At 72.3% G+C, this 19,451-nt stretch carries 17 protein-coding genes and 2 pseudogenes; 9 read left to right on the forward strand and 10 right to left on the reverse strand.

The annotated features are described in order from the left end of the window. The 4 genes and pseudogenes from ABZ861_RS18035 to ABZ861_RS18050 all read right to left on the reverse strand — a co-directional run. A pseudogene (locus ABZ861_RS18035) lies at window positions 1-93 on the reverse strand (1-acyl-sn-glycerol-3-phosphate acyltransferase); the annotation flags it as partial. A 38-nt stretch (window positions 94-131) separates the two neighbouring features. After that, window positions 132-707: a TerD family protein gene (locus tag ABZ861_RS18040; protein ID WP_361631065.1), complete on the reverse strand. Its 576-nt coding sequence runs from the start codon at window positions 705-707 to the stop codon at window positions 132-134. A gap of 171 nt (window positions 708-878) precedes the next feature. Next, on the reverse strand, window positions 879-1,346 hold the full coding sequence (locus ABZ861_RS18045; protein WP_361631068.1) for a peroxiredoxin: 468 nt from the start codon (window positions 1,344-1,346) through the stop codon (window positions 879-881). 182 nt (window positions 1,347-1,528) lie between these two features. Continuing rightward, on the reverse strand, window positions 1,529-1,966 hold the full coding sequence (locus ABZ861_RS18050) for a DUF3052 domain-containing protein (protein ID WP_361631071.1): 438 nt from the start codon (window positions 1,964-1,966) through the stop codon (window positions 1,529-1,531). A 426-nt stretch (window positions 1,967-2,392) separates the two neighbouring features. Between ABZ861_RS18050 and aceE the strand changes: the two genes are divergently transcribed. Further along, window positions 2,393-5,140: a pyruvate dehydrogenase (acetyl-transferring), homodimeric type gene (gene aceE / locus ABZ861_RS18055; RefSeq protein WP_361631074.1), complete on the forward strand. Its 2,748-nt coding sequence runs from the start codon at window positions 2,393-2,395 to the stop codon at window positions 5,138-5,140. Between the two features lie 198 nt (window positions 5,141-5,338). Next, window positions 5,339-6,055 (forward strand): annotated as a pseudogene (locus tag ABZ861_RS18060) (potassium channel family protein); the annotation flags it as partial. Between the two features lie 159 nt (window positions 6,056-6,214). Here ABZ861_RS18060 and ABZ861_RS18065 read toward each other — a convergent pair. Further along, window positions 6,215-6,523: a small hydrophobic protein gene (locus tag ABZ861_RS18065; RefSeq protein ID WP_361631489.1), complete on the reverse strand. Its 309-nt coding sequence runs from the start codon at window positions 6,521-6,523 to the stop codon at window positions 6,215-6,217. A gap of 281 nt (window positions 6,524-6,804) precedes the next feature. Then, the gene (locus tag ABZ861_RS18070; protein ID WP_361631077.1) at window positions 6,805-8,421 is read right to left on the reverse strand and encodes an MFS transporter; all 1,617 of its coding nucleotides are present in this window, start codon (window positions 8,419-8,421) and stop codon (window positions 6,805-6,807) included. A gap of 139 nt (window positions 8,422-8,560) precedes the next feature. Between ABZ861_RS18070 and ABZ861_RS18075 the strand changes: the two genes are divergently transcribed. From ABZ861_RS18075 to ABZ861_RS18085, 3 genes are all read left to right on the forward strand, one after another. Next, window positions 8,561-9,229 carry a TetR family transcriptional regulator gene (locus tag ABZ861_RS18075; protein ID WP_361631080.1) on the forward strand — a complete coding sequence of 223 codons (669 nt, stop codon included), beginning with the start codon at window positions 8,561-8,563 and terminating at the stop codon, window positions 9,227-9,229. A gap of 227 nt (window positions 9,230-9,456) precedes the next feature. Further along, window positions 9,457-10,674, forward strand: coding sequence for an alpha/beta hydrolase (locus ABZ861_RS18080; protein WP_361631083.1), 1,218 nt, complete (start codon window positions 9,457-9,459; stop codon window positions 10,672-10,674). Window positions 10,675-10,741: 67 nt separating this feature from the next. Next, entirely contained in the window at window positions 10,742-11,626 is an 885-nt protein-coding gene (locus ABZ861_RS18085) for a DUF4429 domain-containing protein (protein ID WP_361631086.1), read from the forward strand. A 27-nt stretch (window positions 11,627-11,653) separates the two neighbouring features. Here ABZ861_RS18085 and ABZ861_RS18090 read toward each other — a convergent pair whose 3' ends face one another. Continuing rightward, complete coding sequence (locus tag ABZ861_RS18090; protein WP_361631089.1) at window positions 11,654-12,670, reverse strand: aldo/keto reductase; 1,017 nt, start codon at window positions 12,668-12,670, stop codon at window positions 11,654-11,656. Then, window positions 12,667-13,173: a MerR family transcriptional regulator gene (locus ABZ861_RS18095; RefSeq protein WP_361631092.1), complete on the reverse strand. Its 507-nt coding sequence runs from the start codon at window positions 13,171-13,173 to the stop codon at window positions 12,667-12,669. Before ABZ861_RS18095 ends, ABZ861_RS18090 begins: the two co-directional genes overlap by 4 nt. 234 nt (window positions 13,174-13,407) lie before the next feature. Here ABZ861_RS18095 and ABZ861_RS18100 point away from each other — a divergent pair, with 234 nt between their 5' ends. Together ABZ861_RS18100 and ABZ861_RS18105 are read left to right on the forward strand one after the other, a co-directional pair. Continuing rightward, on the forward strand, window positions 13,408-13,875 hold the full coding sequence (locus ABZ861_RS18100) for a GNAT family N-acetyltransferase (protein ID WP_361631095.1): 468 nt from the start codon (window positions 13,408-13,410) through the stop codon (window positions 13,873-13,875). 19 nt (window positions 13,876-13,894) lie between these two features. Further along, entirely contained in the window at window positions 13,895-14,770 is an 876-nt protein-coding gene (locus ABZ861_RS18105) for a serine hydrolase domain-containing protein (RefSeq protein WP_361631098.1), read from the forward strand. Between the two features lie 37 nt (window positions 14,771-14,807). On the opposite strand, the gene ABZ861_RS18110 is transcribed toward ABZ861_RS18105, so the two are convergent. Together ABZ861_RS18110 and ABZ861_RS18115 are read right to left on the reverse strand one after the other, a co-directional pair. Continuing rightward, complete coding sequence (locus ABZ861_RS18110; protein ID WP_361631101.1) at window positions 14,808-15,479, reverse strand: pirin family protein; 672 nt, start codon at window positions 15,477-15,479, stop codon at window positions 14,808-14,810. 235 nt (window positions 15,480-15,714) lie between these two features. Next, the gene (locus ABZ861_RS18115; protein ID WP_361631104.1) at window positions 15,715-17,052 is read right to left on the reverse strand and encodes a PLP-dependent aminotransferase family protein; all 1,338 of its coding nucleotides are present in this window, start codon (window positions 17,050-17,052) and stop codon (window positions 15,715-15,717) included. Between the two features lie 88 nt (window positions 17,053-17,140). Between ABZ861_RS18115 and ABZ861_RS18120 the strand changes: the two genes are divergently transcribed. Beyond that, window positions 17,141-17,764, forward strand: coding sequence for a DJ-1/PfpI family protein (locus ABZ861_RS18120; RefSeq protein WP_361631107.1), 624 nt, complete (start codon window positions 17,141-17,143; stop codon window positions 17,762-17,764). Between the two features lie 453 nt (window positions 17,765-18,217). Further along, a complete protein-coding gene (gene fasR, locus ABZ861_RS18125) occupies window positions 18,218-19,423 on the forward strand; it encodes a fatty acid biosynthesis transcriptional regulator FasR (protein WP_361631110.1) in 1,206 nt (401 codons plus the stop codon). Window positions 19,424-19,451 lie beyond the last annotated feature (28 nt).

A 19,451-nucleotide genomic window follows, 5' to 3' on the forward strand; every position in this document is an offset into this window, starting at 1 on the left:
CCACTGGGCGACCGGGATCACCGGGCACTTGGTCTGGAGGGCGACCCGCGCGGCGCCGGTCTTGCCGGTCATCGGCCAGCCGTCCGGGTCGCGCGCGGATCAGCCGTGGTGCGGCTTGGATCAGCCGTGCGTCAGACGTTGACGCCGAAGTCCTGCGCGATGCCGCGCAGACCCGAGGCGTAGCCCTGGCCGATGGCGCGGAACTTCCACTCCGCGCCGCTGCGGTACAGCTCGCCGAAGACCATCGCCGTCTCGGTGGAGGCGTCCTCGCTCAGGTCGTAGCGGGCGATCTCCTGGCCGCCGGCCTGGTTGACCACGCGGATGAAGGCGTTGCGGACCTGGCCGAAGGACTGCTGGCGGTTCTCGGCGTCGTAGATGGAGACCGGGAAGACGATCTTGTCGACGTCGGCCGGCACCCCGGCGAGGTTGACCTTGATCACCTCGTCGTCGCCCTCGCCCTCGCCGGTGATGTTGTCGCCGGTGTGCTCCACCGAGCCGTCCGGGCTCTTGAGGTTGTTGAAGAACACGAAGTTCTGGTCGTTGCCGACCTTGCCCGAGTTGTTCAGCAGCAGCGCGCTGGCGTCGAGGTCGAAGTCGGTGCCCGTCGTGGTGCGGGCGTCCCAGCCCAGGCCGACGAGGACCGCGGTCAGGCCGGGCGCCTCCTTCGTCAGCGATACGTTGCCGCCCTTGCTGAGGCTGACTCCCACGAGTCCTCCATAGGTGTCCGGGGGCGGGGCGCCCCGTCGTGCGTCGGATAGGAGATCAACGTTCTGATCCTAGTGACGGGTTCCCGCACCTGGCAGGCCCAAGGGCCGGAGATTGCCTGGTGTCGGCGCCCGCCGGCCGCCCGGCGCCGCCGCGGCGCCCGGGTCACCGGCTCACAGGGCGTCGAGCGCCCGCACGTACGCGTCGAGGTCGCGGGCGTCCGGCAGGGCGTTGAGCACGGTCCAGCGCACGACGCCCTCCTTGTCGACGACGAAGGTCCCGCGCAGGGCGCAGCCCTTGTCCTCGTCGAAGACGCCGTAGGCGCGCGACACCTCGCCGTGCGGCCAGAAGTCGCTCAGCAGCGGGTACTCCAGGCCCTCCTGCTCGGCGAAGACGCGCAGGGTGGGGACGGAGTCGTTGGAGACGGCGAGGAGCTGGGTGTCGTCGTTGACGAACTTCGGCAGGTTGTCGCGCAGCGCGCACAGCTCGCCGGTGCACACGCCGGTGAAGGCGAAGGGATAGAACAGCAGTACGACGTTCTTCGGGCTGTCTCCCTCGCGGAGGTCGGACAGTCGCACGGTGCGGCCGTGGTTGTCCTTCAGCTCGAAGTCGGGGGCCTTGTCGCCGACCTGGATCGCCATCGTGGCGCCTTCCCTTCGGTGGGGCTGTTCGGGTGGGACCACCCTACGCAGCGATCACCGAGGGCCGGTGGACGGGCCGACGCGAGTCGGCCCGTCCGGGGCCCGCCGGGATCCGGGGCGCGCCGTCGGCGGCGCCGGGGCGGGCCGGGGGAAGACGCCCGGGGGCGCCTGCCCCCAAGGGCCTACTTCTTGGACTTGGCGGCCTTCGGCGTCACCAGCCGGCTGCCGCTCCAGTCCTTGCCCACGCTGACGCTCTTGCTGGCCGACAGACCCGCCGTCGTCGCGGCCTCGGAAACGTCGCTGGGCTCCACGTAGCCCGTACGGCCGGTCTTCGGGGTGAGGAGAAGGATCGCCCCGCCCTCCTCCATGTACGAGATGGCGTCGACCAGCGCGTCCGTCAGGTCGCCGTCCTCGTCGCGGAACCACAGCACCACGGCGTCGGCAACGTCGTCGTACTCCTCGTCCATCAGCTCCGCGCCGATCTCTTCCTCGATGGCCTCGCGGAGCTCCTGGTCGACGTCGTCGTCGTAGCCGATCTCCTGGACCACCTGCCCGGTCTGGAATCCCAGCCTGGCGGCAGGGTTAGTCCGCTCCTCCGCGTGGTCCGCGGTCGCGCTCACGGGTTGCCTCCTGATGATGTTGCGAGATAGGTCTTCAGCCACGCGCGTGCGCGAAGCATTGGCCGTAGTCCACACGGGCGGGCCGGATCGCGCAAGTACCCGGCGTCCGGGACCGCCGAAACAGTGACGTTCCCGGCTGTGTCGCCGCAACTCCTGACACGGTATCGCGAGCGGCGGCGACGCACACCCACACCCTTCTGCCCGCTTTTGCGCTTTTGGGAACCCCCGATGAGCGGAAGATCCCGCACCGGGGTAGCCGGTTACCCCGCGGTAGAGATGACGGGCGCCTCGCCCCAGGTACACGATGGGGAACGGCGCAGGCGCGGACGGACAAACCTACCGGACCTCAGACGAGCAGCAGAATCAGTTCAGAAGAGCCCCAGAGATGTCTCAGATATGTCAGTCCTCTGACAGGTAAGGAACAGCGTGGCTTCCGGATCCGATCGCAACCCGATCATCATTGGCGGCCTTCCGAGTCAGGTTCCTGACTTCGACCCCGAGGAGACCCAGGAGTGGCTCGACTCGCTCGACGCCGCCGTCGACGAGCGCGGCCGCGAGCGGGCCCGCTTCCTGATGCTCCGCCTGATCGAGCGGGCCCGGGAGAAGCGGGTGGCGGTGCCGGAGATGCGCTCTTCGGACTACGTCAACACCATCCCCACCAAGAGCGAGCCGTTCTTCCCGGGCGACGAGGAGATCGAGCGCAAGATCCTCAACGCGACCCGCTGGAACGCCGCGGTGATGGTCTCCCGCGCCCAGCGCCCCGGCATCGGAGTCGGCGGCCACATCGCCACCTTCGCCTCCTCCGCCTCGCTCTACGACGTCGGCTTCAACCACTTCTTCCGCGGCAAGGACGACGGCCGGGGCGGCGACCAGGTCTTCTTCCAGGGGCACGCCTCCCCCGGCATCTACGCACGCGCCTACCTGCTGGACCGGTTCGGCGAGCAGCACCTCGACGGCTTCCGCCAGGAGAAGTCGAAGGCGCCGCACGCCCTCTCCAGCTATCCGCACCCGCGCTCGATGCCGGACTTCTGGGAGTTCCCGACCGTCTCCATGGGCCTCGGCCCGATCGGGGCGATCTACCAGGCGCGGATGAACCGCTACATGCAGGCGCGCGGGATCGCGGACACCTCCGGCTCGCACGTGTGGGCGTTCCTCGGCGACGGCGAGATGGACGAGCCGGAGTCGCTGGGCCAGCTCTCCATCGCCGCCCGCGAGGGCCTGGACAACCTGACCTTCGTGGTCAACTGCAACCTCCAGCGCCTGGACGGCCCGGTACGCGGCAACGGCAAGATCATCCAGGAGCTGGAGTCGGTCTTCCGGGGCGCCGGCTGGAACGTGATCAAACTGATCTGGGACCGCTCCTGGGACCCGCTGCTCGCGCAGGACCGCGACGGCATCCTGGTCGACCGGATGAACACCACCCCGGACGGCCAGTTCCAGACCTACGCCACCGAGTCCGGCGCGTACATCCGCGACCACTTCTTCGGCGACGACCACCGGCTGCGCGCGATGGTCGAGAACATGACCGACGACCAGATCCTGCACCTGGGCCGCGGCGGCCACGACCACCGCAAGATCTACGCGGCGTTCAAGGCCGCCGTGGAGCACAAGGGCCAGCCCACGGTGATCCTGGCCAAGACGGTCAAGGGCTGGACGCTGGGCCCGAACTTCGAGGGCCGCAACGCCACCCACCAGATGAAGAAGCTGACGGTCGACGACCTCAAGCGCTTCCGGGACCGGCTGCACCTGCCGATCTCCGACAAGGAGCTGGAGTCCGGGGCGCCGCCGTACTACCACCCGGGGCGCGACTCCGAGGAGATGCAGTACATGCACGACCGGCGCAGGAACCTGGGCGGCTACGTGCCGACCCGCGTGGTGCGCGCCGAGCCGCTGCCGCTGCCGGACGACGCCGCGTACGCGGCGGTGAAGAAGGGCTCGGGCCAGCAGTCCATCGCGACCACCATGGCCTTCGTCCGGCTGCTGAAGGACCTGATGCGGGACAAGGAGATCGGCAAGCGGTTCGTGCTGATCGCGCCGGACGAGTACCGCACCTTCGGCATGGACTCCTTCTTCCCGAGCGCGAAGATCTACAACCCGCTCGGCCAGCAGTACGAGTCGGTCGACCGCGATCTGCTGCTCGCCTACAAGGAGTCGCCGACCGGGCAGATGCTGCACGACGGCATCTCGGAGGCGGGCTGCACGGCCTCGCTGATCGCCGCGGGCTCGGCCTACGCCACGCACGGCGAACCGCTGATCCCGGTCTACGTCTTCTACTCGATGTTCGGCTTCCAGCGCACCGGCGACCAGTTCTGGCAGATGGCCGACCAGTTGGCGCGCGGCTTCGTCCTGGGCGCGACCGCCGGGCGCACCACCCTGACCGGCGAGGGCCTCCAGCACGCCGACGGCCACTCGCAGCTCCTCGCCTCGACCAACCCGGCGTGCGTGGCCTACGACCCGGCCTACGGCTACGAGATCGCGCACATCGTGCAAGACGGCCTGCGCCGGATGTACGGCGGCTCGGCGGAGCACCCGCACGGCGAGGACGTCTTCTACTACCTCACCGTCTACAACGAGCCGATCCAGCAGCCCGCCGAGCCGGCCGACGTGGACGTCGAGGGCGTCCTCAAGGGCGTGCACCGGATCAGCGCGGGCGCCGCGGGCGGGACGCCGGCCCAGATCATGGCCTCGGGCGTGGCGGTGCCGTGGGCTCTGCGGGCGCAGAAGATCCTCGCCGAGGAGTGGAACGTCAAGGCCGACGTCTGGTCGGCGACCTCCTGGAACGAGCTGCGCCGCGAGGCCGTGGACTGCGAGCGGCACAACCTGCTGCATCCGGAGGAGGAGCAGCGGGTGCCGTGGGTGACGCGGAAGCTCAACGGCGCCGAGGGCCCGTTCGTCGCCGTCTCCGACTGGATGCGGTCGGTGCCGGACCAGATCGCCCGCTGGGTGCCGGGGACGTACCAGTCCCTGGGCGCCGACGGCTTCGGTTTCGCCGACACCCGGGGCGCGGCCCGGCGCTTCTTCCACATCGACGCCGAGTCCATCGTGGTGGCCGTGCTGACGGAGCTGGCCCGCGAGGGGGCGGTGGACCGGTCGGTCCTCAAGCAGGCCGTCGACCGCTACCGGCTCCTGGACGTCGCGGCGGCGGACCCGGGGGCGGCGGGAGGCGACGCGTAAGGCACCGCGCGCGGCGGGGATCTGAGGCCGGTCCGGCCCCGGGCCCCCGCCGCTGCCGCGTCCGGGCGTGCCGGGGGGCGCGGTGGTCCGGGCGGGCGTGGGCCGGTGGGCCGGGCGGGCGTGGGCCGGTGGGCGCGGTGGGCCGGTGGGCGTCTTTCCGGCCGGGTGGGCGGGGCCGGGCGCGCTTACGATGCGGGCGTGGACGATCTTTCGGCACAGCTTCGCTGGGAGCGGTGCACGCAGCGGCCTCTGCTGGTGCTGGCGCTCGCGTTCGCCGCCGCCTACGCCGTGCCGATCGTGCACAGCCCCGCAGGTCCGTCGGTGACGCTGGGCTGCACGGCGGTGGAGTGGGCGGTGTGGGGCGCCTTCGCGGCGGACTACCTGATGCGGCTGGGACTGGCCCGGCGGCGCCGCGAGTTCGTGCGCGGGCACTGGCTGGATCTGTGCGCCGTGGTGTTGCCGATCCTCCAGCCGCTGCGGCTGCTGCGGCTGGTGTCCACGCTCCTGCTGGTGGGCCGGCGGGCCCGGATGGCGGAGCAGATCCGGCTGACCACGTACGTCGCCGGGGCGGTGGTGGGGCTGCTGATGTTCGGATCGCTGGCCGTGCTGTCGGTGGAGCGCGATTCGCCGCGGGGGAACATCCGGACGCTGGGCGACGCGGTCTGGTGGTCGTTCACGACGATGACGACCGTGGGGTACGGCGACCACGCGCCGACCACCGGGCTCGGGCGGGTGATCGCGGTCGGGCTGATGCTGGCCGGGATCGCGCTGCTGGGCGTGGTGACGGCGAACATCGCCGCGTGGTTCATCGCCCGCTTCGAGCGGGACGACGTGCGCGAGCTGCGGCAGACGGAGGCGATCGAGGAACTGGCCGGGGAGGTGCGCGGGCTGCGGGCCGAGATCGCCGCGCTCAGAGCGCTGGACCGGGCGGACGGGACGGAGAAGGCGCACCGGGCGGACCGGGCGGACGCGGAGAGGGCGTACGGGGCGAGGAGGGCAGACGCGGCGGACGCGGCGGACAGAGAGCGGGGCCCCCGGCGCACCGCCGGAGGCCCCGTCGCTCACCGTCCTGGGTCAGAACATGCCGTTGCCCCAGGTCGCCGACCCGGACAGCCAGATGACCGCCAGGAGCGTGTCGATGGCGCCGAGCACCACCGCGACCAAGGCCGGGATCGAGCGGTCGCCCGCCCAGGAGCGGCCCATGGAGAGCCAGCCGCAGACGACCGCCACCGGGCCGAGCAGGATGCCCAGCACGAAGAAACCGGCCACCGCGCAGATGGTTCCGATGATCCCGAGCGTCGCGCGATCCGGCCCGCTCCGTGACCACGACCGGCCATGTGAACGGGGGTACCCGCGTGTTCCGCGTCCGAAGCCCGACATCATCAACTCCTCGAACCCCTTGCCGAGTTGGGAGTTCCATTGGGGTTCGAGGAGCGAGTACCCCGGTTCCGTCCGCACATCCCCGCGAAGCCCGTCCGGGCATCCCTGCGAAGCCCGTCCGGGCATCGCCGCGAGGGCCGTCCGGCGCGCCGCCCCCCTCCGGCGGCGCGCCGCGGCCGCACCCTCCGCTGCCCTGCGGAGGGCGTGACCCACTGTCACCTGCGGCGCGCGCCGGAGTCGACGGTTGCGTGGCGCCGTCACCCGAACGAGGGAATGTGTTCCGGTCAGATGTGACCGACGCCGGCGCCCGCCTCCGCGTTCTGCCCGCGCTTGGTGAGCAGCGCGACCAGGACGGCCACGGCGGCGACCCCGGCGGCGACCAGGGAGGCGAGGCTCATCCCGGAGACGAAGGTGTCGTGGGCGACCGAGGTGATCTTCGCGGCGACGGCCTCCGGGACGCCCTGGGGCACGGGCGCCACGCCGACCTGCACCGCCTCGGACGCCTGGTCGGCCTGGGCGGGGGTGAGCGGCGGGAGTCCGGCGTGCTGCCAGTTGCCGGGCAGGGCGCTGTCCACCTTGGAGGCCATCACCGCGCCCAGCACGGCCGTGCCGAGGCTGCCGCCGATCTGCATGGCGGCCTGCTGGAGACCGCCGGCCACGCCGGACAGCTCCATCGGCGCGTTGCCCACGATGACCTCGGTGGCGCCGACCATGACCGGGGCGAGGCCCAGTCCGAGCAGGGCGAACCAGAGGGACATGGTGAGGCTGCCGGTGCCGGTGTCCAGGGTGGACATGCCGACCATGGCGGCGGTGGTGGCGACCATGCCCGCGGCCAGCGGGATGCGCGGCCCCACCGCGGTGATCGCCGCGCCGGCCAGCGGCGAGCCGACGATCAGCATGCCGGTGAGCGGCAGCAGGTGCAGCCCGGCGCTGATCGGGCTCATCCCGTGCACGTTCTGGAGGTAGAAGGTGACGAAGAACAGGCCGCCGAGGAAGGCGACGGCCATCAGCACCATCAGGACCACGCCCGCGGACAGCGGGACGGAGCGGAACAGGCCGAGCGGGATCAGCGGCTCGCCCACCTTCGTCTCCCAGAGGGCGAAGAGGGCGAAGCCGAGGAGGGAGGCGGCGAGGAACGCCCACGTGCGGCCGTCGCCCCAGCCCCAGGCCGGCGCCTTGATGAGCGCCCACACCAGGCAGAACATCGCGCCGGAGAGCAGCGCGATGCCGAGCAGGTCGAAGGAGCGCGGCGCGTTCGCGGCGCGGTGGTCGCGCAGGATCAGCAGGCCCAGGAGCAGGGCGAGCGCGCCGACCGGCGCGTTGATGAAGAACACGGACTGCCAGTTGACGCGCTCGACGAGGACGCCGCCGAGGATCGGGCCGCCGGCGGTGGAGGCGCCGATGACCATGCCCCAGATGCCGATGGCCATGTTGAGCCGCTCGGCCGGGAAGGTCGCGCGCAGCAGGCCGAGGGCGGCCGGCATGAGCAGCGCGCCGAACAGGCCCTGGAAGACGCGGAAGGTCACGACCACGGCGATGGACCCGGACAGGCCGATGGCCCCCGAGGACGCGGCGAAGCCGGCCACGCCGATGAGGAAGGTCTGCCGGTGGCCGAAGCGGTCGCCGAGCTTGCCCGCGGTGATCAGGGAGACCGCGAGGGCGAGGAAGTAGGCGTTGGTGATCCACTGCACGTCGGCGAAGCTGGCGTGCAGGCTTCGCGCGATGGCCGGGTTGGCGATGGCCACGATGGTGCCGTCGAGGGCCACCATCATGACGCCGACGGCGACGGTGATGAGGGTCAACCACGGGCGCCCGCGCAGTCCCGCGGCCGGTGCGGGGTCGGAGGGAGTCGGGGCCTTGTCCTCCGGCCCCGTGATGTCGACGGTGGACTGACTAGTCATATGAGCGAGGCTAGTGTCAGCCACTGACAAAAGACAAACGACCACACTAGACAGCCACTGACACGTCACCCTGCCTTAGCCTGGCCAGAGAGGCCGTCCAGGTGAGGACGGCACGGGCACACCAGGCACGGAGAGGCACATGGAGAGGGCGGGGACCGCTGAGGCGGAGCCGCGACCGGCGCCGCGGGCGGGGCTGCGCGAGCGCAAGAAGCGGCGCACCCGGGACGCGCTGCTGCGGGCCGCACTGGAGCTGTTCACCACGCGGGGCTACGAGGGCACGACGGTCGACGACGTCGTGGAGGCGGTCGACGTCTCCCAGCGCACCTTCTTCCGCTACTTCGCGGGCAAGGAGGAGGCCGCCTTCGCCGTGCAGGACATGGTGGAGGCGCACTTCGTGGCGTCGCTGCGCGTCCGTCCCGCCGGGGAGCCGCCGATGGAGGCGCTGGGCCGGGCGGTGCTGGACGGCTGGGACACGATCAGCGACGCCGTGGCGAGCGTCGTCCCGCTGGACCTGTACCTGCGCATGTTCCAGGCGATCGAGTCGACGCCCGTGCTGCTCGCCGCGCATCTGCGCCGTTCGGTGGAGACCGAGGAGGAGATCGCGCGCCTGCTCGCCGCACGGGAGGGGCTGGACGTGGACGCCGATCCGCGCCCGCGCCTGGCGGTGGCCGCCTTCGGCGGGGTGATGCGGCTGACAGGACGGCAGTGGAGCACCGGGGACGACCTCAGCCTGGAGGCCATCCGGGCGCTCACGGCCGCCCACCTCGACCAGGTCGGCCCGGCGTTGACCGGGAACTGGCGCTCGTAAAGCACCGAATGACCGTATCTGTCAGTTTTTGCAATGAATCTGACCGCGTGACGGACGTCGCGTGCTCGGCATCCGCGCGGAGACCGCTTCCCCGGTCGCGAACTGCCGGGTGTGTCCACGATCTTGACCAGGCATGCGCTGCTGAGACCCGGCTCACGCCGGTCGAAACGTGACTCGCGCCACACGGTTAACGCGAGACCGGCTCGTTCTCTTAGTGTGTCCTCCCAGTGACTTCCTTCGACACCTCCCCGCCGATCAGCGTCTGGCGCGCGCTGCTCGCTCTGGCCGTGGTCTTCATGATGCTGACGACCAGCGGCTGGACCGCCGTGCACTCCCACCGCGGCTCCACCGCGCTCCAGGCGTCCCTGTCCGCCTGGAAGCACGGACGACTGCACGGACACGCCCTGCCGGACCCCGGCGCGGCGCCCGCGCGGCTGAACCGCTTCTTCGCCTCGCTCAGCGGCCAGGACCGCGACCGGCTCGCCCGCCGCTACCCGCTCGCGGTCGGCAACATGAACGGCGCGCCCGTCGCGCTGCGCTACCGGGCCAACCGCGTCGCGCTAGGCCAGGCGGGCGCGGCCGAACGCGCCCGCATGCACGACAGGCGGCTCACGTCGGCCGGGCAGCAGGACGCCGCCGCGCGGTTCCGCCGCTTCGGCGCGCTGCGCGCGCCCGGCCGCCAGGTGCTCGCCTTCGACCCCGAGGGCTCCGGCCGGGTCGCGGAGGTCTTCGGCGACCTCACCGCCGCCCGCCGGATCTCGGTGGTCGTCCCCGGCGTGGACAGCGACCTGCTCACCTTCCGCAAGTCCTACCGCCCCTACTCGGCGCCGTACGGCATGGCGAAGGCGCTCTACCGCGCCGAGCGCGCCGCGGACCCGGGCGCCCGTACGGCGGTGATCGCCTGGGCCGACTACACCGCGCCCAGCGGGCTCGGCGTGGACGCGGCCACCGCGATGCGCGCCGAGGACGGGGCGGTGCGGCTGAACCGGCTGCTCGGCGGCCTGCCCGGCGACTCCCCCGTGGCCCTGTTCTGCCACAGCTACGGCTCGGTGGTCTGCGGCCTCGCGGCCCACGCGCTGCCGCGCCGGGTCGCCGACGTGGCGGTCGCCGCCAGCCCCGGCATGCGGGTGCGGAGCGCCTCCCGCCTGCGCACCTCCGCCCACGTGTGGGCGATGCGCAACGCCACGGACTGGATCCAGGACGTGCCCTACCTGGAACTCGGCGGCCTCGGCCACGGCGCCGACCCGGTCTCCGCGGCCTTCGGCGCGCGGGTGCTCTCCGCCGCGCGGGCCAAGGGCCACGCCGGCTATTTCGAGCCCGGCACCGACAGCCTGAGCAACCTCGCCGACATCGGGGTCGGCGCCTACGGATCGGTGCGGTGCGCCCGCCATGACGACGGGTGCCGGGCGGGTCTGCCCGGCACGACGACGGACGGACGCGCGTAGAGGCGACGGGAAGCGCGGTCTGCGCGAGGAGGGACGAAGACGCCCGCGCCCGCCTACGATGAGCCGCATGGGTGACGTACTGGCCGGATTTCACGCTGCCTGGGAGTTCGCGTCCGACTCCGTGCTCATCCGCTTCGAACGGGGGATACGGACGCCGAGGCTCCTTCAGGCGCTCGGCGAGCGCCGGGTGCCCCTGGAGGCGCTGGCCGCGGTGACGCTGGTCCCGGGCCGGCGCGGGACGGCGGTCCTGCGCGTCGAGCCCCGGCCGGGCGCCGATCCGCTGATGGACGCGGCCGAGGGGCAGCTCAGGGAGAGCAGCGACCCCTACCGGCTGGTGCTGCCCGCCGAGCAGGAGACGCGCGCCGCGTCCTGGGCGGACGACCTGCGCGCCCGGCTCACCGCGACCGGCCCTGCCGACCGCTGTCTGGTGGCCGCGCCCGCCGCCCCGCTCCAGTTCAAGGCGTACGACGGCAAGGCGTCCTTCGACGGCCGGGCCGTCCGCTTCCGCTGGTCGCGGACCGGGGCGTCGTCGGCCAAGTGGAAGGCCGGCGACCAGAGCTTTCCGGTCACCGAGCTGGGCGGGGTGCGGTGGCGCTCGCCGGAGGCGCCCGGCGGCTGTCTGCGGCTGCTGCGCCGCGCGGCGGCCGCCGAGCAGCCGGACGCCGCGCCGCCGTCGCCGCCGGACTCGCCGCAGCCCGACCAGGACCCGGCCGCGGTGGTCTTCGGGCTGGGCTACGGGCCGGTGCACGAGTCGCTGCCGTTCGCCGCGGCCGTGCTGGCCGCGGTGCGGGCGGCGGCGCCCGCCGCGGCGCCGGCGACGGTCCCGGCCCCGCGGCGCGACCCCGCCGACATCGCCGACCGCATCCGTCACCTGGGGGAACTGCACCAGGCGGGACTGGTGACGGACGAGGAGTTCTCGGTGAAGAAGGCCGAGCTGCTGGCGGAGCTGTAGCCGCCGGCGGCTACAGCTCCGCCGGGACTACTCCCGGCCAAAGGACGTGAACGACATGTCGGCGTAGCGGTCGCCCTCCACCTGGGCGGCGATCGGCTCCAGCAGCTCCAGCTCCTCCTGGGTCAGCACGATCCGGGTCGCGGCCGCGTTCTCCTCCACCCGGCTCGGCTTGCGGGTGCCCGGGATCTGCACCACCGGCAGGCCGTGCACGGCGGACCGCTGCTGCACCCAGGCCAGCGCGACCTGGGCGAGCGAGACGCCGTGCGCCGCCGCGACGGTGCGGACCGGCGCCAGCAGAGCGGCGTTCGCGGTCGCGTTCTCGCCCTGGAAGCGGGGCATCGTGCGGCGGAAGTCGTCGCCGCTCAGATCCTTGTCCGCCTGCGTGAAGCCGCCGGTGAGGAAGCCCCGCCCGAGCGGCGAGTAGGGCACCAGCGCCACGCCCAGCTCGCGGGCGGCCGGCACCACGTGCGCCTCGATGTCCCGGCTGAACAGCGACCACTCCGACTGCACGGCGGCGATCGGGTGCACCGCCTGCGCGGCCCGCAGCTCCTCGGCGGTGACCTCGCTCAGGCCCAGGTGCTTGACCTTGCCCTCGCGCACCAGCTCCGCCATGGCGCCGACGCTCTCCTCGATCGGCACGTTCACGTCGCGGCGGTGCATGTAGTAGAGGTCGATCTCGTCGACGTCCAGCCGCGCGAGGCTCGCCTCGACGGAGCGGCGGATGTAGGGCGGGTCGTTGCGCACGATCCGCTTGGTCGGCTCGTCCTCCGGTATCGACAGGGCGAACTTGGTGGCGATGACGACCTCGTCGCGGTGCGCCGCGAAGAAGGGCGACAAGAACCGCTCGTTCTCCCCGGCGCCGTAGGCGTCCGCCGTGTCGTAGAGCGTGACGCCCAGTTCCAGGGCCCGCTCCAGGGTGGCCCGGGACGCCTCGGCGTCGGAGGGGCCGTAGGCGAAGCTCATGCCCATGCAGCCGAGGCCCTGGACGCCCACCTCCGGTCCGCTCTCGCCCAGTCGGACCGTCGGCATCGTGCGGTCGGTCATCGGGTTTCCTCCCCCTCGTGCGGCCGCAGCGCGTCCGCGTAGAAAGTGATCTTTCGGTTCAGCACCGCGAGCGTGTCGTGCAGTTCCGCGATCCGGTTCAGCACGTCCAGGCGGGTGGCCTCCAGCAGCTCGTACCGCTCGCCGTAGGTGCTCTCTCCCTCGCGCACCAGCTCCGCGTACCGGACCATGTCGGCCACCGGCATGCCGGTCAGCCGCAGCTTGCCGACCAGGTCGAGCCAGTCCAGGTCGCGGTTGCTGTAGCGGCGCTGGCCGGTGTGCGAGCGGTCGACGTGGGTCATCAGGCCGATCCGCTCGTACCAGCGCAGCGTGTGGGCCGTCAGCCCGGTGAAGGCGACGACCTCGCTGATCGTGTAGCTGTCCTGCCCCGCCGGGCGCGGGTGGCCCGGCGGCGGGGCGGAACAGACGTCGGTGTGAGCGGGGGCCGCCCCGTCGTCCTCCCGGGTCGCCGCGCTGACCTCGGCCGTGGTCTGCATCACCGTCATGGCCACCACGCTAGGACCTTCGAGTGCGCTCCAAGCAAGCGGGGATGCGGCGGCGCCTGGACACGCGGGCGCTGGAGCGGGACGGGAGCGGGGGCGGGGCGGAGCCGGGCGGGGCTGGGCGGGGCGGGCCGGTGCCGTGGCCGTGGCCGTGGCCGTGGCCGGAAAGGCTCGCGGAGAACCGCCGGGCGCCGCGAGCCGGTGAACGTCTGCGGCCGCGGCGCTAGCGTGCGCCTCATGAGTCTCGTACGACGCGCCCGGCCCGAGGACGCCCCCGAGTGCCTGCGGCTGCGCCAGGTGATGATCGACTCCATGGCGGGCGACCCCTCCACCGACTGGCACGCGGCGTCCCTGCCGACCCTGCGGGCGCGGCTCGCCGAGCCGGACGCGGGCTTCGCCGCCTTCGTCGTGGAGCGTCCCGCGGCCCCGGGACGGCTGGCGGCGCTGGCGGCCGGGACGCTGGAGTACCGGATCGGGCGGGCCGCCGACCCGCACGGGCGGGTCGGGCACGTCTTCAGCGTCGCCACCGACCCGGACGCGCGGCGCCGGGGACACGCGCGGGCCTGTATGGAGGAGCTGCTCGCCTGGTTCCGCGCACAGGGGGCGGCGCAGGTCGACCTCTCCGCCTCCGCCGAGGCCGAGCCGCTGTACGCGTCCCTGGGCTTCGTGCGCAAGCCGGACCCCTCGATGCGCCTCCTGCTGTGAGCCGCATAGGCTCGGCCGCATGTCGCTGAACAGCCTGGCCTCGATCGAGAACTGGCCGGTCCCCACCGCCGCCGCGGGCGCCGTCCGCGCGGACGGCACGGTCCTCGGCGCCCACGGCCCGACCGGGCGCCGCTTCCCCCTCGCCTCGGTCACCAAGCCGCTGGCGGCCTACGCGGTGCTGGTCGCGTACGAGGAGGGGGCGATCGAGCTGGACGAACCGGCCGGTCCGCCCGGCGCCACGGTGCGCCATCTGCTCGCCCACACCTCAGGCCTGGCCTTCGACGAGCACCGGATCACCGCCCCGCCCGGCGAGCGACGGCTGTACTCCAACGCCGGCTTCGAGCAACTGGGCGACCACGTGGCCAAGGCGACGGACATCCCCTTCGCGGAGTACCTGCGCCAGGCGGTGCTGGCGCCGCTGGGGATGGCGTCGACGTCGCTGGAGGGCTCCCCCGCCAAGGACGGGGTGTCGACAGCAGACGACCTGCTGCGGTTCGCCGCGGAAATCCAGGCCCCCCGGCTGCTGGACCCGCGCACGGTGGCCGCGGCGACGACGGTCCAGTACCCGGGCACGAAGGGCGTCCTGCCGGGCTACGGCCACCAGAACCCCAACGACTGGGGCCTCGGCTTCGAGATCCGCGGCGCCAAGTCCCCGCACTGGACGGGTGCTTCGTCCTCGCCCCGCACCTTCGGCCACTTCGGCCAGTCGGGCACGTTCCTGTGGATCGACCCGGACGCCCGGTGGACGGCCGGGAGCGGCACGGGCACGGCGGCCGGGAGCGGCACGGGCCTGGCGTGCGTGGCGCTGACCGACCGGGCCTTCGGCCCGTGGGCGACCGAGGCGTGGCCGGCGTTCACCGACGCGGTGCTGACGGAGGCGGGAAGCCGGGGCTAGGCGCCGTCGTATCGCCTTACGAGGTCGGGCGGTCGGCTCAGCCGGTTCCCAGCTCCCATACCAGCAGCTCCGCCGCCGTGACGCCCCGTACCGCCGCCCGCCCGCTGGAGTCCGTCAGCCGCGCCGCGTCCCCCGCCGTCAACGACTTCTGCTCCAGACGCACTTCACCGCGCACGACGTGGACGTACAGGTGCGCGGCGGCCGGGAGCGCGGTGCGCTGGCCCGGCGCGAGGCGGCGCACGTGCAGGGCGGCCCCGGCGCCGGGAACGGCGTACGGGGTGGAGTCGGCGATGCCGCGCACGACGTCGTAGCGCGGCTCCCCGCCGGGGACCAGCGGGGACAGCCACGTCTGGACGAAGGCCAGCGGGACGGCGGCGGCGTTGCGCTCGACGTGGCGCACCCCGGCCGCCGCGCTCAGGCACTGGACGTCGCCGGGGCGGATCACCGTCTCGCGGCCGGTGGAGTCACGGTGGGTCAGCTCGCCCTCCACCACCCACGTGACGATCTCGGTGTGGCTGTGCGGGTGCTCGTCGAAGCCCGCGCCCGGGGCGAGGCGCTCCTCGTTGCAGGCGATCAGGGCGCCGAAGCGGAGGTTGTCGGGGTCGTAGTGCGGGCCGAAGGAGAAGGCGTGCCGGGTGTCGATCCCGGCCGCCGCGTCGCCGCCCCGGTAGCGCTCCGCCGCGCGGCGGACGTCCGTCGAGTCCTTCACGCCCCCACCGTAGACCCGGCCACGGACCGGTGCCCTGTAGACCAGGTTCGCCACCGAGGGGCCCCTTCCGTACGGAGGGTCGGACCCTAATCTGTCGTCAAACCCTGTCAGCAATCACCATCGGATCTGATGGGATTCGGGCCGCCTCGAACCCCCGGACTGCACGGGTTCATTGGACGCGCCGCCTGCCTGTCGTCAAACGATCGTTTGCCGACAGAAGGGCTGGAGCCCGCGTTCAGGTGTAGGCGTCCTCGACGGCGACTCGTCGTACTGTGCGCAGCGTCGACCGGAGGCTGTCCAGGTCGGTCGAGCCCAGGGCGAGGCGGATCGCCTGTGGTGGGTGCGTCGAGGTGGCGAACGGCTCTGCCGTGGCGACCGAGATGTGCTGGCGCGCGAGGGTGGCGATGAGACGGTCGGCGCGTGCGTCGTCGGGCAGCGGCAGCCAGGTGAAGTAGGACGAGGGGTGGCTGATGAGCGGGAGGCCCGCCAGTTCCTGTCTGACGAGTGCCTGGCGGGCCCTGGCGTCGTCTCGTTTCTCTGCTTCCAGGTGGTTCGCCGTGCCGTCGTCGAGCCAGCGGCAGGCGATGGCGGTGGTGAGGGCAGGGGTGTTCCAGGCAGTTGCCCGGATGGCGCGTTCGAGGGACGGAACCGTGGACGGCGGGGCGAGGACGAAGCCGACCCGCAGGCCGGTGGCGATGCTCTTCGACAGTCCCGAGACATAGACGGTGATGTCCGGTGCGGTGGCGGCCAGTGGCGGTGGGGGGTCCTCGACCAGGTAGGCGTATGAGGCGTCTTCGATGATGAGCGGGCCGTGCTGTCGGGCGATCCTGATCAGTCGGGTGCGGTCGGCGGCCGGCATGACCCAGCCCAGGGGGTTGTGCAGGGTGGGCATGGTGTAGATCGCGCGCACCGGGCGGGTCGCGCACAGTTTCTCCAGGGCATCGAGGTCCGGCCCGTCGGCGGTGGTGGGGATGGGCTCCAGGTCGAGGTGAAAGGCGTGCGCGAGGATCTTGAAACCCGGGTAGGTGAGGGCGTCGACCGCGACGACGTCGCCGGCGCTCAGCGCGGCCATGACGGTGATGGCCAGGCCGTGCTGGGCGCCGTTGGCGATGAGGATCTGATCCGCGTCGGCGGTGATTCCCCGGCGCGTGAGGTGCCGTGCGATGGAGGCTCTGTCCTGGGGGCGCCCTCGGTGTGGCTGGTAGCGCAGCAGCGAGTCGAGATCACCGGAGGTGGCCACCTCTCGCAGGGCCTGTCGCAGGAGATCCGCCTGGCCGGGCAGCGAGGGGTAGTTGAAGTTGAGGTCGACCGCGTCCGTGGCGACGGCCTGCTGATCGATGCCGTGACCGGCGGGGACCGCGATGTCCCGCGCGAACGTGCCGCGGCCCTGTTCCCGGCTCACCAGGCCCATCGCTTCCAGCTCGGCGTACACCCGGGTCGCGGTCACCACGGCGATGCCCTCGCGGGCGGCGAGAGCGCGGTGGGTCGGCAGCCGAACCCCCGGGGCGAGCCGCCCGGTCCGGATGTCGGCTGCGAGCGCGTCGACCAGCTTCTTGTATCGCGAGACCGCCATGCACCGGATTGTATCCATGACAATTCTTTGACTGTCCTGCTCGCGGGTCCTTACCTTCGAGTCCACTCACCTGGAAAGGACAGCCGCCGTGCACATCGCCATCCTCACCTTCGAGGGCTACAACGAGCTCGACTCCCTGATCGCCCTCGGTGTGCTCAACCGCATCAAGAGCGACGACTGGCACGTCACCATCGCCACCCCCAGCCCCAAGGTGACGTCGATGAACGGGGTGGTCATCGAGCAGATGTCCACGCTGGAGGAGGCGTGCGCTGCCGACGCCGTCATCGTCGGCAGCGGCATCGCCACCCGCGAGGTCACCGAAGACCCGGCGATCATGAACATCCTGCGGGGCCTGGACCCCTCGCGCCAGCTCATCGCGGCGCAGTGCTCCGGCGCGCTCGTGCTGGCCAGGCTCGGCCTGCTCAACGACATTCCCGCCTGCACCGACCTGACCACGAAGCCGTGGGTCGTCGCCGCCGGCGTCGAGGTGCTCAACCAGCCCTTCTATGCCAAGGACAACATCGCCACCGCAGGCGGCTGCCTGGCCTCGCACTATCTCGCCGCCTGGATCATCGCCCGTCTTGAGGGCAACGACGCTGCCGAAAGCGCGCTGCACTATGTCGCCCCGGTCGGTGAGAAGAAGGAGTACATCGAGCGCGCCTGGCGCAACATCACCCCCTACCTGCCCGCTCCCGCCCCGGCCCTCGTCTGACGACCAGTCGCAGGCTCTGCACGTCTTGCCGGACCCGGTCTCCTGGTCCTGCACGCCTCCGTCGTCGTCCTCGTCCAGCTCCGGCGCGTCTGGGTCGCGCAGGGGGCGCAGAGCGCCGCCGAACCTCGCCGCCGGGCAGCCGTCCGTGCTAGAGGCCATGATCACCGGCTTGGCGTTAACCGCTGTACCGATGTTCCCCGAGGCCGTAGACCCTGACGCGGACCCGAACCGTAGCCCCGGCCGGGGACCGGCACCGTAGACCCTGACGCGGACCCGCACCGTAGCCCCGGCCGGGGACCCGCACCGTAGCCCCTGACGCGGACCCGCACCGGCCGCGGACCATCGCCCCGGACCTGCCGGAAACCCCGTGGCAGGGCCGCTGACGAGGGCCGGACCGTCCCCGCGTGGACCCGGCGGCACGCGGGGAAGTCCCAATGAGGCAGTCTTGTCCCCGTGCCCGAACCCGAATCCCGCGACGCCGACCCCGCGCCGCGCCCCGTCCATCCGCATGTGGCGACCCTGAGACGACTGGAGCGGTCCTCCGGATCGCTCGCCGCCCAGGCCATCGCGCGGATGGACGAGACGCTGTCGTGGTACCGGGCCATGCCCCCGGAGAACCGCTCGTGGATCGGCCTGGTCGCCCAGGCGGGCATCGCCGCGTTCACCGAGTGGTTCCGCTACCCGGACGCCCCCCAGGCGATCTCGACGGACGTGTTCGGCACCGCCCCGCGCGAGCTGACCCGGGCGATCACGCTGCGGCAGACCGTGGAGATGGTGCGCACCACCATCGAGGTCATGGAGTCCGCCATCGACGAGGTGGCGGCGCCCGGCGACGAGTCCGCGCTGCGCGAGGCGCTGCTGGTGTACGCCCGGGAGATCGCCTTCGCCACCGCCCAGGTCTACGCCCAGGCCGCCGAGGCGCGCGGCGCCTGGGACGCCCGGCTGGAGTCGCTGGTCGTCAACGCCGTGCTCAGCGGGGAGGCCGACGAGGGGGCCGTGTCACGGGCCGCCGCTCTCGGCTGGAACTCCCCCGAGCACGTGTGCGTGGTGCTCGGGACCGCGCCCGACGGGGACTCGGAGCTGACCGTGGAGGCGATCCGGCGGGCCGCCCGGCACGCCAAGCTCCAGGTGCTCACCGGGGTGCTCGGGGACCGGCTGGTGGTGATCGCGGGCGGCAACGACAACCCGCTCGCCGTGGCCAGGTCGCTGATCGGGCCGTTCGCCGCCGGTCCCGTCGTCGCCGGTCCCGTCGTGGTCGACCTGCTCGCCGCGACCCGGTCCGCGCAGGCCGCCGCGGCCGGGCTCAAGGCGTGTCTCGCCTGGCAGGACGCCCCGCGGCCGGTGCTGGCGGACGATCTGCTGCCCGAGCGCGCCATCGCCTCCGACCCCAGCGCCCGGGAGCAGTTGGTAGAGGAGATCTACAGACCGCTGGAGGAGGCCGGCTCCGCGCTGCTGGAGACGCTGAGCGTGTATCTGGAGCAGGCGAGCAGCCTGGAGGGCGCCGCACGGATGCTCTTCGTTCACCCGAACACTGTGCGCTACCGGCTTCGACGTGTGACTGACGTCACCGGCTGGTCGCCCTCCGATGTACGATCCGCGTTCACGCTGCGGATCGCGCTGATCCTGGGGCGTCTGGCCGACGCAGATCCCCAGTCCTAGTCTTTTGTGGAAGGCCCACAAAAGCCCT

The sequence above is a fragment of the Streptomyces sp. NPDC046985 genome (assembly GCF_040644415.1).
Lineage (GTDB): Bacteria > Actinomycetota > Actinomycetes > Streptomycetales > Streptomycetaceae > Streptomyces.

Bases quoted from the DNA above. Each gene is read 5' to 3' on its own strand.
- ABZ861_RS18100 (WP_361631095.1), top strand. From the start codon at position 13,408: ATGAGTCTCGTACGACGCGCCCGGCCCGAGGACGCCCCCGAGTGCCTG.
- ABZ861_RS18090 (WP_361631089.1), bottom strand. From the start codon at position 12,670: ATGACCGACCGCACGATGCCGACGGTCCGACTGGGCGAGAGCGGACCG.
- ABZ861_RS18085 (WP_361631086.1), top strand. From the start codon at position 10,742: ATGGGTGACGTACTGGCCGGATTTCACGCTGCCTGGGAGTTCGCGTCC.
- ABZ861_RS18045 (WP_361631068.1), bottom strand. From the start codon at position 1,346: ATGGCGATCCAGGTCGGCGACAAGGCCCCCGACTTCGAGCTGAAGGAC.
- ABZ861_RS18115 (WP_361631104.1), bottom strand. From the start codon at position 17,052: ATGGCGGTCTCGCGATACAAGAAGCTGGTCGACGCGCTCGCAGCCGAC.
- ABZ861_RS18095 (WP_361631092.1), bottom strand. From the start codon at position 13,173: ATGACGGTGATGCAGACCACGGCCGAGGTCAGCGCGGCGACCCGGGAG.
- ABZ861_RS18105 (WP_361631098.1), top strand. From the start codon at position 13,895: ATGTCGCTGAACAGCCTGGCCTCGATCGAGAACTGGCCGGTCCCCACC.
- ABZ861_RS18070 (WP_361631077.1), bottom strand. From the start codon at position 8,421: ATGACTAGTCAGTCCACCGTCGACATCACGGGGCCGGAGGACAAGGCC.
- ABZ861_RS18065 (WP_361631489.1), bottom strand. From the start codon at position 6,523: ATGATGTCGGGCTTCGGACGCGGAACACGCGGGTACCCCCGTTCACAT.
- ABZ861_RS18075 (WP_361631080.1), top strand. From the start codon at position 8,561: ATGGAGAGGGCGGGGACCGCTGAGGCGGAGCCGCGACCGGCGCCGCGG.